Source organism: Sphingobium sp. L-44 (genome assembly GCF_056859495.1).
Window position 1 is genome coordinate 20,358 of record NZ_JBSXOQ010000040.1, and the last position, 11,982, is coordinate 32,339.

10 protein-coding genes are annotated in these 11,982 nt (G+C 66.7%); 2 read left to right on the plus strand and 8 right to left on the minus strand.

Translation table 11 applies throughout. The annotated features are described in order from the left end of the window. Positions 1–59 precede the first annotated feature (59 nt). The 6 genes from AC13EK_RS03125 to AC13EK_RS03150 form a co-directional block, all read right to left on the minus strand. A complete protein-coding gene (locus AC13EK_RS03125) occupies positions 60–2,825 on the minus strand; it encodes a DUF3857 domain-containing protein (protein ID WP_277788439.1) in 2,766 nt (921 codons plus the stop codon). Positions 2,826–3,009: 184 nt separating this feature from the next. Beyond that, a complete protein-coding gene (gene rpsI / locus AC13EK_RS03130; protein WP_069337722.1) occupies positions 3,010–3,546 on the minus strand; it encodes a 30S ribosomal protein S9 in 537 nt (178 codons plus the stop codon). Beyond that, positions 3,546–4,025 (minus strand): 50S ribosomal protein L13, encoded by a 480-nt coding sequence (gene rplM, locus AC13EK_RS03135; RefSeq protein WP_004210974.1) that lies wholly within the window; start codon positions 4,023–4,025, stop codon positions 3,546–3,548. Before rplM ends, rpsI begins: the two co-directional genes overlap by 1 nt. Before the next feature lie 130 nt (positions 4,026–4,155). Then, the gene (locus tag AC13EK_RS03140; RefSeq protein ID WP_069337723.1) at positions 4,156–4,947 is read right to left on the minus strand and encodes a hypothetical protein; all 792 of its coding nucleotides are present in this window, start codon (positions 4,945–4,947) and stop codon (positions 4,156–4,158) included. Then, positions 4,944–5,261 carry a divalent-cation tolerance protein CutA gene (cutA, locus tag AC13EK_RS03145; RefSeq protein WP_069337724.1) on the minus strand — a complete coding sequence of 106 codons (318 nt, stop codon included), beginning with the start codon at positions 5,259–5,261 and terminating at the stop codon, positions 4,944–4,946. Before cutA ends, AC13EK_RS03140 begins: the two co-directional genes overlap by 4 nt. Next, complete coding sequence (locus AC13EK_RS03150; protein ID WP_069337725.1) at positions 5,258–6,301, minus strand: COX15/CtaA family protein; 1,044 nt, start codon at positions 6,299–6,301, stop codon at positions 5,258–5,260. The genes cutA and AC13EK_RS03150 overlap by 4 nt, the downstream gene beginning before the upstream one ends. A 134-nt stretch (positions 6,302–6,435) precedes the next feature. Between AC13EK_RS03150 and AC13EK_RS03155 the strand changes: the two genes are divergently transcribed. Then, positions 6,436–8,475: a hybrid sensor histidine kinase/response regulator gene (locus tag AC13EK_RS03155; protein WP_069337726.1), complete on the plus strand. Its 2,040-nt coding sequence runs from the start codon at positions 6,436–6,438 to the stop codon at positions 8,473–8,475. 5 nt (positions 8,476–8,480) lie between these two features. Here AC13EK_RS03155 and AC13EK_RS03160 read toward each other — a convergent pair whose 3' ends face one another. Both AC13EK_RS03160 and AC13EK_RS03165 read right to left on the minus strand, forming a co-directional pair. Continuing rightward, entirely contained in the window at positions 8,481–9,113 is a 633-nt protein-coding gene (locus AC13EK_RS03160; protein WP_483022017.1) for a 2-dehydro-3-deoxy-6-phosphogalactonate aldolase, read from the minus strand. Between the two features lie 3 nt (positions 9,114–9,116). Next, positions 9,117–10,019, minus strand: coding sequence for a 2-dehydro-3-deoxygalactonokinase (locus AC13EK_RS03165; protein WP_069337728.1), 903 nt, complete (start codon positions 10,017–10,019; stop codon positions 9,117–9,119). 135 nt (positions 10,020–10,154) lie between these two features. Between AC13EK_RS03165 and AC13EK_RS03170 the strand changes: the two genes are divergently transcribed. After that, positions 10,155–11,957 carry an IlvD/Edd family dehydratase gene (locus tag AC13EK_RS03170; RefSeq protein WP_010337622.1) on the plus strand — a complete coding sequence of 601 codons (1,803 nt, stop codon included), beginning with the start codon at positions 10,155–10,157 and terminating at the stop codon, positions 11,955–11,957. The last annotated feature ends 25 nt before the right edge of the window (positions 11,958–11,982 follow it).

An 11,982-nucleotide genomic window follows, 5' to 3' on the forward strand; every position in this document is an offset into this window, starting at 1 on the left:
CCTGTCAACCATCGGACTGGGGGAAAGGTTTCCATCGAAACGCGGGCGTCACGACAAAATCAGGGCTTGATCCCGTAGCGCGCATAGACGGCGTCGATGCGCGGATCGATGCGCCGGGCGACCGCGATTTCCGCGTCACCCTCGCTCGCCCGGCCCAGCCGGTGCAGCACGATGCCGCGCATGTAGCGGCTCGGCTCCTTGCCCGGCTCCTGCGCGACGACCACGTCCAGGTCGCGCAGCGCATCGTCGAACCGGCCCATGCGGAACCACAGCATCGCCCGGCTGTCGAGCGCGGCCATGCTGCCCGAACTCAGCTCCACCGCCTTGGTGCAATCCTGCATCGCACTCTCCAGCTCGACATTGCGCGATCCCTTGACCCAGCAACGCTCGTTGAACAGCCCGGTCATGCCCGGCTTTTCCGCCAGTTGCGCATCGATGATCTCGATCGCCTTGGCCGGATCGCCATAGGTTCCGAGCAGCGTCGCCTTGAAGCTGCGATAGCCGTCCCGCGCCTCGCCACCGATCGCGATCTTGGCGTCGACCATGCCCAGCGCATCGTCCAGCTTGCCGCTTTCCGCCAGATAGGTCGCGACCGTGCCGACCGCCGCGCCCGACGCCGGGTCGAGCTGGCGCGCCATCCGGCCGTCGGCCAGCGCGCCGGTCACGTCGCCGGTCTGGAACCGGCGATAGGCGCGCTGCAGATAGAGGTCGACGTCTGGCTTGATCCCGATCGCCTTGTCGAGATCGACCAGCGCATTCTTGTAATCGCCAATGCCCCAGCGGAAATTGCTGCGGCTGGAATAGCCGGTCGCATCCTCCGCATCGGCGGCGATCGCCTTGGCAAAGGTCGCCTCGACCGCCTTGGACTGCGGCCAGGCGGCGATGGTCGCCGGGCTGTAATCCCACAAATAGGTGGGCTTGGCCGGGCCGATCACATGCGGCGACATCGCCTGCACTGTCGCCAGCGCATCGCGCTCGTCGGGCAGGCGATCGGCCGCAATCTCGACGCCGGTGGCGTCGGTCCGCTCCTCGACATCCAGCACCCCGTCCTTCAGCTGCACGGTCCGGCGCAGGTCATAACCCGCCACCGTCTTGCTGAGGCCCTGCTCGCCTTCGATCGCATAGCCCTTGCCGCCCTGGGGCAGGCGCAGGCGCAGATGATAGCGAATGCCGATCGGCGCACCCGTCGCCACCGGAATCGCCAGCCAGGCGGGGCGTGCCCGGTCCGGCGCGAAGCTGATCTCGTCGATCAGCTTGCTGGCGTCGCGGCGATAGCGCCGGTCGCTGAGCTTCCAGGGCGAGCTGGTGACGCCATGGGCGGTGAAGGTGACGGTGGCCAAAGCCGCATCGGTGGTGACGCCGACCTGGCTATATTGAGCGGTGCCGACCTGCTCGCTGAAAAAGCCCTGCACCATCTCGTCGCGCCGCTTTGCATCCATCTGGCCCAGGCCTGTGCTGATCATCGTCGCGATCTGCCCACGCAACACCGCCTTGGCATCGAACACGGTCGGCAGCTTCTCATGCCCGCTTTCGTCGGCCTCGACACTGACGTCGATCGTCGGCCGGGCATTGGCATGGGTCTGGATCGGCATCAGTTCCGCGCCGGCGGTGCGCACCGGCAGCACCGATCCGAAGCGCGGCGTATCGCCGATATCCTCCAGCCGCGATCCCAGGCCCGTGCCGTCCAGCCAGTATGACTGGCCATCGATCACCGCACGCACCAGCACATGGTCGAAGGCCGCGGCCGTGGGCAACCGTTCCGGCACGGAATCGCCCAGGGTCGAACTGGCCAGCACCGGCTCCGCCTCGATCCCCAGCCCGCGCAGCAGCGAAAGCAGCAGCAGCGTCTTCGCCTTGCAGTCGCCATAGCGCAGCGTCCAGGTCTCGGCCGGCTTCTGCGGGACATAATTGCCGCCATTCATGCCGACCATGAGATAGCGGACATGGTCCTGCACCAGTTGCAGCGCAGCCGCCGCCTTTTCCTTCGGCGATCCCGGCAGCGCCTTGAGCTTGGCCAGTTCACCCGCCAGCGGCGATCCATCGGCGATCAGCCCGTCGGTCGCATAGAGCGGCGCCATCGTCTTCGACACATCGGCCCAGTTGGCGAAGGTCGACAGTTCGAACAGCGGCGGATGGGTGAAGCGGGTCGGCGCGTCGGCCGGCATTTCCGGCTGCTTGGCCAGCGGCACGGCAAAGCTCAGCTCGGTGAGGCCGCCCTTCTTGACCGGCTTGGCGTCGACGCCGCTCGCCAGCAGCTTCCAGCGCGGCGCATCCGCATCGTCCCACAACAGGCGGACCCGGCCATAGCCCAGTCGCAGCGGCGCGGCCGGCAGGGCCGAGACATTCTGGACATGGCCGCCCAGCGCATCATCCTTGCTGGTGGTCGAATAGCGCAGCCGCACCACATCGCCCACCTGCACCCCCTCGACCGCCATGGTCGCGGTCAGGATGCCACTGATCTGCAGCGCTTCCAGCCCCTGCTCGCGGCGCAGCACTGTGAATTTCTTGCCGCTGGCCAGCGCATCGATCACCTGATCGCCGCGCAGGATCGTCAGTTCATGGATGATGAGGTCGCCCTTGTCCGGCGCCCAGGGCAGCGTCAGCGACGACAGCTGGGTCAGCGCCTCGGCCGAACCGGCGCGGGTGGCGATGTCGGCATAGTTCCACAGCTGGCCCTTCTCGACCCGCTGCTGGCTGTCGAGGATCATCATCGAGGGCGGATCGCCATCGGCCGCCAGCTTGGGCATCGCCGCCTTGTCGATCCAGCCGGGGGCCGGCTGATACAGCGGCACCTCTCCGGCAAAGGCAGGCGCCACAACCGTCATGGCCGCCGAAGCCGCCAACCACCCAAAATGTCTCATTTCCCCCCGAACTTCCTTTTGCACTAAGCCCCGTTTGACCGAAGGCTATGGCATCGCGGCGAAGCGCTCAAGGGGAAGCATCACGCGCAAAGAAAAAGGGGCCGGAAAACCGGCCCCTTCTCGAAATTCGCGGCAGTCGCGAAGCGGATTAGCGCTTCGAGAACTGGAAGCTGCGGCGGGCCTTGGCCTTGCCGTACTTCTTACGCTCGACGACGCGGCTGTCGCGGGTCAGGAAGCCTTCGGCCTTGACCGCGCTGCGCAGCGCCGGCTCATACTTCGACAGAGCCTGGGCAATGCCGTGCTTCACAGCACCGGCCTGGCCCGACAGACCGCCGCCCTTGACGGTGGCGATCACGTCATACTGACCTTCACGGTCGGTGACGCCGAAGGGCTGGTTGATGACCAGACGCAGGGTCGGGCGAGCGAAATAGACTTCCTGGTCACGGCCGTTGACCGTGATCTTGCCGGTGCCGGGCTTCACCCACACGCGGGCCACGGCGTCCTTGCGGCGGCCGGTGGCATAGGCGCGGCCGAGGCCGTCGATTTCCTGGGCGCGCAGCGGAGCCGAGGGCTGGGCCGGCGCGGCAGCGACGGGCGCTTCGCCTTCGACGGCAGCCGGGGCAGCGGCAGGAGCGGCAGTGGCCAGCGACGCGAGGTCGGACAGGGACTGACGGTTATCGGACATTATGCACCCACCTTGTTCTTGCGGTTGCGCGACGCGAAGTCGAGCACTTCGGGGTTCTGGGCTTCATGCGGATGCTCGGTGCCGGCGAAGATGCGCAGGTTGCGCATCTGCTGGCGGCCCAGCGGACCACGGGGGATCATACGCTCGACGGCCTTTTCCAGGACGCGCTCGGGGAAACGACCTTCCAGGATCTTCTGGGGGGTGGTTTCCTTGATGCCGCCGGCATAACCGGTGTGCTTGTAGTAAACCTTGTCGGTCAGCTTGCGGCCGGTGAACTTGACCTTGCCCGCGTTGATGATGATGACATTGTCACCGCAATCGACATGGGGGGTGAAGCTCGGCTTGTGCTTGCCGCGCAGGATATTCGCCACAGTCGAAGCGAGACGACCCACGACCAGCCCTTCGGCGTCGATCAGGATCCACTTCTTTTCGACCGTTGCCGGGGTTGCCGGCTTGGTGGTCTTCATCAGCGCCTTCATGGTGCCAATTCTCCAAGAATGAACAGTGAACCAGCTACCCTAGGGTCGCCGGAAGATGGGCGCTAATGACGTTTGGGGGCCGACAAGTCAAGAGATTCGGCGGCTTTCACGACGGGTAAAATAATACCACTCATTTGCCGGCGACGGTCAGGCTCCGCTTTTCGGTCAGCGTCTGGGCGCCCAGGGTCAGCCTGCGCTCCTGCGCATCGACCAGTCCCGTCTGTGCCGACACGATATAGCGCATCGCGACATGGGCGCCCTCCCCCTGCAGATCCTCCTGCAAGGTCAGGCGGTTGCCGTCATGGGCGGCAAGGACGGAATCACCCTCCACCGCGACGGCGCGGCCCAGCGGCGGGCCGGCCATGGTGCGCACGCCACGCGGCCTGGCATCGTCAACTTCGCTGTCAACGAACAGCAGCAACGGCTGCACCTCGCCCGACAGCAGCGCCAGCCGCCCCTCGGGCGTGAGACCATCGAGCAGGGTCAGGACATTCTTCGCCGTGCGTTGCCCCGCACTGCCCTCCGGCGCCTTTGCCACCATGGCGTTGAGCGCCTTTTCCATCGTCGCCCGGACATCGTCGACATTGTCGAGGCCGACGATCTTGCCATGGGTATCAAGGCGGAAGCGATGCTCTACCCCGATCAGCGGCGACAGGGCGGCGCGATAGGCATCGGCACCCGCGCCGGGCGCATCGCTGTCCAGGCTGCGCAGCGTGACATGCAGGATATAGCCATCCCCTGCCTTCTCGAAACGCAATATCCGGTCGGCCCGGAACAGGCTGTCACGGCCGTCGACCGGGCGATGCTGTTCGATGCGATAGAGCAGATCCTGCCCGGTCGGCGGCGCGAAGCCGATCGCGATCGGGGCGGCCAGCGCTGGTGAGGCGAGCACCAGCGACAGGAAGGCGATCACCCGCTTCATGCCAGTTGCTCCGCGACCCAGGCGGCGAAGGGCGGATGGGCAGCATCGACCGGCAGCGCCAAGATCGGCGGCACATCATAATCGTGCAACTGCGCGATCCGCGCCATCAGCGCGTCGCGCCGGTCGGCGCTGGTCTTGAACAGCACTGGGACTTCGGCGCCTTCTTCCACCTTGCCCTGCCATTCATAGATGGAGGTGCAGGGACCAAGGATATTGGCGCAGGCGGCCAGCCTCTCCTCGACCAGCGTGCGGGCGACGGCACGCGCCTGCTCGGCCGATCCGAACAGGCTGTAGACCAGCACGACCCCGCTCATGCCCGGCGCGATCCCACCGCATGGGCGCCCCAGGCGGCCGAGGCCACCACCAGCGCGCCGACCGCCTGGTGCAGCACGGCCAGCGGCAGGGCGATGCCGCTGATGACGGTGGCGATGCCCAGCAGCACCTGCGTGCCGACCGCCGCATTGATCGCGATCGACGCGCTGCGATGGCCCGCTGCCTTGGCCTTGCGCGCCAGGATGATCAGCATCGCCGCCGCAACCCAGGCCCACCAGCGGTGAATGAAATGGACCAAATAGGGATCGCTGGAGACGGTAGCCCAGAGCGAGCCGAGCCATTGGATGCCTTCGGGCACCAGATGGTCGTTCATCAGCGGCCAGGTGCTGGAGACATAGCCGGCGTCGAGGCCGGCGGTGAAGGCGCCGAACATCAGCTGGACCAGCAGCACCAGCAGGGTCGCCAGCGCAAAGGGCTGCAGCGCGGCGGGCCGGGCATAGGGATTGCGCGCCAGCGCCAGCAGGTCGAGCGCAGTCCAGATCAGCCCGCCGATGATGAAGAGCGCGGTCAGCAGATGCACGGCCAGCCGATAATGGCTGACATCGGTGCGCACCGACAGACCGGACTTCACCATCCACCAACCGATCGCGCCCTGCAACCCGCCCAGCGCCAGCAGCGCGACCAGCCGCCAGCCATAGCCGGCCGGGATCGCCCGGCGCGCCGCGAACCAGATCAGCGGCAGGGCAAAGGCGACGCCGATCAGGCGGCCGAGCAGCCGGTGCAGCCATTCCCAGAAGAAGATGAACTGGAAGGCGGCCAGGCTCATGCCCTTGTTGATCTCCTTATATTCGGGGATCTGCTGATAGTCGCGAAACGCCTCCATCCACTGGTCATGGGTCAAGGGCGGGATCGCGCCGGTGATCGGCTTCCACTGGGTGATCGACAGGCCGGATTCGGTGAGGCGCGTGATGCCGCCCACCACCACCATGCAGAAGACCAGCGCCGCCACGATGAGCAGCCAGCGGGCAATGGCAACGGGACGCGGAGCCGCGCTGAACGCGGTCGGGGAAGAACGTGTCATGCCCGGTCCATGCGCCCATGCCGCCCCCTATTCAAGAGGCACGGACTGGGACAAAAGGTCATGGGGCTGCCATCGCCGGGGGATACAAATCGGCGCACGGGCGTCTCCCACCAACGCATTGCAACGACAGGGTTATGATGAGCCAGCAGAGGGACATTGCCGACATGATCGCCGAACAGGGACCGATGGGCGCCCTGACCGCGACGATCGACGGGTCGTCGCCTCTGGGGCCAGCGTCGGACTGGTCGCCATCGCTCGTCTCGACGGTGCGGCTGATGCTGTCGTCGCGCGCGGAGATCGTGCTGTTCTGGGGGCCGGATTATTGCGCCCTCTATAATGAAGCCTATGCCCCCACGATCGGCGACAAGCATCCGCGCGTGCTTGGCCGCCCGGCCCGCGAAGGCTGGGCCGAGCTGTGGGATGATCTTGGCCCGCTGCTGCAATCGGTGCGGGACACGGGCGAAACCTTCCATGCCAAGGACCGTCCCTTCTATATCGAGCGCGACGGCGGCCGGGGCGAGGAGGTCTTCTTCGACATTTCCTATTCGCCGGTGTTCGAACTGGATGGGTCAATCGGCGGCGTGCTGTGCATCGTCAGCGAAACCACGGTGCGCGTGCTGGCCGAGCGCGAGGCACGCGCCGACCGCAACCGCCTCTGGGCGCTGGCGCGCGACCCCTTCCTGATCGCCGACAGCGAGGGCATCTGGCTGTCCGCCAGCCCCGCCTGGACCGACATATTGGGCTGGTCGCAGGAGGAACTGATCGGCCGCACATCGGAATGGATGGAGCATCCCGACGATGTGAGGCGGACGCGCGGCGAGGTGCAGGATCTGGCCGACGGCCATCCGACCATCAGGTTCGAAAACCGGTTCCGCACCAAGCGGGGTGATTATCGTATCTTCAGCTGGACCGCCGTGCCCGAGGGCGACCTCATCTATTGCGTCGCCCGCGACGTGACCCGGCACCGCGCCGACGCCCAGGCCCTGGCCGAAACCGAAGCCGCGCTGCGCCAGGCGCAGAAGATGGAGACGCTGGGCCAGCTCACCGGCGGCGTCGCGCATGACTTCAACAATCTGCTGCAGATCGTCACCGGCAATCTGGACCTGCTGCAACGCGCCCTGCCCGACGACCAGCCGCGCCTGCGCCGCGCCGCCGACAATGCCATGGCCGGGGCCGAACGGGCGGCGATACTGACCCAGCGGCTGCTCGCCTTTTCCCGTCGCCAGCCCCTGGCCCCCGACCGGGTCGATCCCAACCGGCTGATCGCCGGCATGTCGGACCTGCTACACCGGACGCTGGGCGAGATGATCGAGGTGGAGACGGTGCAGAGCCCGCGGGTCTGGCCGGTCGAGATCGACGTCAACCAGATGGAAAATGCGCTGCTCAACCTGGCGGTCAATGCGCGCGACGCGATGCCGCAAGGGGGCAAGCTGACGATCGAGGTCGCCAACACCCATCTCGACAGCCATTATGCCGCGACCGAGCAGGAAATCACGCCCGGCCAATATGTTCTGATCTGCGTGTCGGACACCGGCATGGGCATGGACGCCGACACGCTGTCCCACGCGATCGAACCCTTCTTCACCACCAAGGACGTCGGACGCGGCACCGGCCTTGGCCTGTCGATGGTCTATGGCTTCGTCAAGCAGTCGGGCGGCCATGTCCGGGTCTATTCGGAGGCCGGCCATGGCACGACGGTGAAAATCTATCTGCCGCGCTATCATGGCCTGCTGCCGGTGGCCGAGGAGATCGTGCAGGCCCCGCCCCCGCCCTGCCCGCAGGCCGGGCAGGAGGTGATCCTGGTGTGCGAGGATGACGAGAATGTCCGCGCCTATTCGGTCGAGGTGCTGCGCGATCTGGGCTATCGCGTGATCGAGGCGGGCGATGGCCCGACCGCCCTCGCGGCGCTGGATGCCGCGGCCGAGCCGATCGACCTGCTGTTCACCGACGTGGTGCTGCCCGGTGGCATGACTGGGGCCGACATTGCCCGCGCCGCCAAGGCGAAGCAGCCGGGGCTACGCGTGCTGTTCACCACCGGCTATGCCCGCAACGCGATCATCCATCATGGCCGGCTCGATCCGGGGGTCGAGTTGCTGACCAAGCCCTTCACCTACAGGGCACTGAGCGAGAAGATCCGCGATATGCTGGACCGGGTGGAAAGCCCGGTCCAGTAAAAAGGTCAGCCCTTGGCGCGCTGCCAGGCGGCGACCAGATCGACCGCCCGTTCGCGCACGGTGAGCGCATCGTCGCCCGGACGATAGAGCGCGCCGCCCACGCCGATCCCTTCGCAGCCACCGGCGAGCCAGTCGCCGATCGTGTCCGCGCCGGTGCCGCCCACGGCCCAGACGCCGACATGCTTGGGCAGCACATCCTTGACCGCCTTGACATAGGCCGGGCCGAGCTGGGCGGCGGGGAACAGCTTCACCCGGCGCGCGCCAGCCTCGACCGCGCGGAACGCCTCGCTCGGCGTCATGAAGCCGGGTAGCAGTTCAAGGCCCAGTTCCGCGCCGCGCGCGATAACGTCCGGCACCGTGTTCGGCGTCACCATGATGCGGCCGCCCGCAGCCGCCAGCGCCTCGACCGCCTCGACCGTCAGCACCGTGCCGCCGCCGATCAGCGCGCGATCGCCAAAGGCCTGCTGCATTGCCGCGATGCTGACCAGCGGATCGGGCGAATTGAACGGCACCTCGATCACGCGGATGCCGGCCTCCACCAGGGCGGCGGCGTTGTCGAGCGCCTCTTCGGGCTTCACGCCACGCAGAATGGCGGCGATCGGCGGCGCGCCGTCGGCCAGCAGGTCGTCGAGGATCATCGGTCAGTTCTCCAGAAAGCCAAGGCCAGCCCGCGCACAGGCGTCGCCGTCCAGCGATTGCGAAGCGATGCCCTGCGCATCGAGGGCACGGGCATAGCGATCCGAAAGCCGCGCGTCACCAATCAAGACGACGCCGGTGTCGCCCGCCAGCGCGGCCCGTGCCTCGGCGATCTCGCAGCCGATGACGAGGCCCGACAGATAGCCCAGCGCCCAGTCGGCCGAGCGCCCGGCGCGCAGCCGCATCGCCCGCGCCGCGAACAGCGAGGCGAGCAGCCGGCCCGCGCCGGCCCGCTCCAGCCCCTCGGCAAAACCGGCCGCTTCCTCTGCCGGATCGGCATCGGCGGCGGCGATATTGGGGCTGAGCGTCGAACGATCCCGCAGCAACGCAAAGAGTTCGCCGGTCGGCACGGTGCGGAAGCGGATCACCCGGCCATCCTCCACCAGCGTCCATTTGCTGTGGGTGCCGGGCAGCACGATCAGGTGACGGCCGGTGGCGAGCCGGGGATCGAGCGCCATCGCGCCGAAAATCTGGGCCTCCTCGCCGCGCATCACATCAGCAATGCCGTCGGCGTCGGTGCAGGCCAGGCCCGCCATGATCGCCAGCGGCGCGCCGCGCCAGTCGAAGCGCACGGCAACCTCTGCCCAGCTATCGGCATCGGCGGGACAATCGGCATAGGGTGCCTCGACCCAGCCGTCGCGCGCGCCGACCATGCCGCACAGGCGGATCGATGTCGGCAGGCCGTCCTCCAGCCAGGGGGCGATCGTCTCGGCAAAGGCGGCTTCCGCCTCGCGGCCTACCACGCCGATGCCCGGCCCGTCGCGGCGCGACACGATCCGCCCCGCTTCCACCCGGAACAGCCGCAGATTGCTGGTGCCCCAGTCGCCGATCACTGCATATTCGCTCATCGATGATCCGCCCGATTTTTCGCGTTCAACCGCACTTTCCCTCTCTTTGTATCCTTGAAAAGTTATTTGTCTGAGTATATCGGAGAGGCAAGCGCGTCAACGTGCCAAGCCTTTTCAAAGTGTCAGGATGCCCACATGAGCGATTCGTCCAAGCCTACTCCCAAGCTGCGTAGCCGCGCCTGGTTCGACAACCCAGACAATATCGACATGACCTCGCTCTATCTGGAGCGCTACCTGAACTTCGGCCTCAGCCTCGAAGAACTGCGCAGCGGCAAGCCGATCATCGGCATCGCCCAGACCGGCAGCGACCTGTCGCCCTGCAACCGCCATCACCTCGTGCTGGCCGAGCGCATGCGCGAAGGCATTCGCGAGATGGGCGGCATTGCCCTCGAATTCCCGGTCCACCCGATCCAGGAAACCGGCAAGCGCCCGACCGCCGGCCTTGACCGCAACCTTGCCTATCTGGGCCTGGTCGAAGCCATGTATGGCTATCCGCTCGACGGCGTGATCCTGACCAGCGGCTGCGACAAGACCACCCCGGCGCTGCTGATGGCCGCCGCCACCGTCAACATCCCGGCGATCGCCCTGTCGGTCGGCCCGATGCTCAATGGCTGGCACAAGGGCGAGCGCACCGGTTCGGGCACGATCGTGTGGCATGGCCGCCAGCTGCTGGCCGCCGGCAAGATCGACGATGAAGGCTTCATCAAGCTGGTCGCCTCCTCCGCGCCGTCGACCGGCTTCTGCAACACCATGGGCACCGCCAGCACCATGAACGCGCTCGCCGAAGCGCTGGGCATGATGCTGCCGGGCAGCGCGGCGATCCCCGCCCCCTATCGCGACCGTCAGGAAGCCGCCTACCGCACCGGCAAGCGCATCGTCGAAATGGTGCATGAGGATCTCAAGCCCTCCGACATCATGACGCTCGACGCCTTCCACAACGCCATCGTCGCCAACTCGGCGATCGGCGGTTCGACCAACGCGCCGATCCACCTGGCCGCCATCGCCCGCCACATGGGCGTCGACCTGCCGCTCAAGGATTGGGAAACCGTCGGTCACAAGGTGCCGCTGCTGGTCAACATGCAGCCGGCCGGCGAATATCTGGGCGAGGATTATTACCGCGCCGGCGGCCTGCCCGCCGTCATCAGCCAGCTGATCGACCAGGGCCTGATCAAGGAAGGCGCGATGACCGTCAATGGCAAGACCATGGGCGAGAATTGCAAGGGTGTGGAGATCGAGGATGAGAAGGTCATCCGTCCCTTCGGCCAGCCGCTCAAGCAGGAAGCTGGCTTCCTGGTGCTGACCGGCAACCTGTTCGACGAAGCGGTCATGAAGACCAGCGTCATCAGCGAAGAATTCCGCATGCGCTATCTGTCGAACCCCGACGATCCCGAAGCCTTTGAAGGCCCGGCGGTCGTGTTCGACGGTCCGGAAGATTATCATCACCGCATCGACGATCCGTCGGTCGGCATCACCGCCGACACGCTGCTGTTCATGCGCGGCGCCGGCCCGATCGGCTATCCGGGCGCGGCCGAGGTCGTGAACATGCGTCCGCCGGCCTATCTCATCACCGAAGGCGTATCGGCCCTGCCCTGCATCGGCGATGGTCGTCAGTCGGGTACCTCGGGCAGCCCGTCGATCCTCAACGCTTCGCCCGAAGCGGCGGCGATGGGTGGCCTCGCGCTGCTGGAAACCGGCGACCGCGTCCGCATGGACCTGAAGGCCGGCGTGGTGAACGTGCTGATTTCCGACGAGGAACTGGAAGCGCGCCGCGCCAAGCTGATCGCCGAAGGTGGCTATAAGTACCCCGCCTCGCAGACCCCCTGGCAGGAAATCCAGCGGTCTGTCGTCGGCCAGATGAACACCGGCGCGATCCTGGAAGGCGCGGAGAAATATCAGCGCATCGCCCAGACCATGGGCCTGCCGCGCGACAACCATTAATCATCAGAGCCGTCAACGGCGCGTC

Coding starts and splice junctions, on each gene's coding strand:
- AC13EK_RS03140 (WP_069337723.1), bottom strand. CDS start 4,947: ATGAAGCGGGTGATCGCCTTCCTGTCGCTGGTGCTCGCCTCACCAGCG.
- cutA (WP_069337724.1), bottom strand. CDS start 5,261: ATGAGCGGGGTCGTGCTGGTCTACAGCCTGTTCGGATCGGCCGAGCAG.
- rpsI (WP_069337722.1), bottom strand. CDS start 3,546: ATGTCCGATAACCGTCAGTCCCTGTCCGACCTCGCGTCGCTGGCCACT.
- rplM (WP_004210974.1), bottom strand. CDS start 4,025: ATGAAGGCGCTGATGAAGACCACCAAGCCGGCAACCCCGGCAACGGTC.
- AC13EK_RS03155 (WP_069337726.1), top strand. CDS start 6,436: ATGATGAGCCAGCAGAGGGACATTGCCGACATGATCGCCGAACAGGGA.
- AC13EK_RS03160 (WP_483022017.1), bottom strand. CDS start 9,113: ATGATCCTCGACGACCTGCTGGCCGACGGCGCGCCGCCGATCGCCGCC.
- AC13EK_RS03170 (WP_010337622.1), top strand. CDS start 10,155: ATGAGCGATTCGTCCAAGCCTACTCCCAAGCTGCGTAGCCGCGCCTGG.
- AC13EK_RS03150 (WP_069337725.1), bottom strand. CDS start 6,301: ATGACACGTTCTTCCCCGACCGCGTTCAGCGCGGCTCCGCGTCCCGTT.
- AC13EK_RS03125 (WP_277788439.1), bottom strand. CDS start 2,825: ATGACGGTTGTGGCGCCTGCCTTTGCCGGAGAGGTGCCGCTGTATCAG.
- AC13EK_RS03165 (WP_069337728.1), bottom strand. CDS start 10,019: ATGAGCGAATATGCAGTGATCGGCGACTGGGGCACCAGCAATCTGCGG.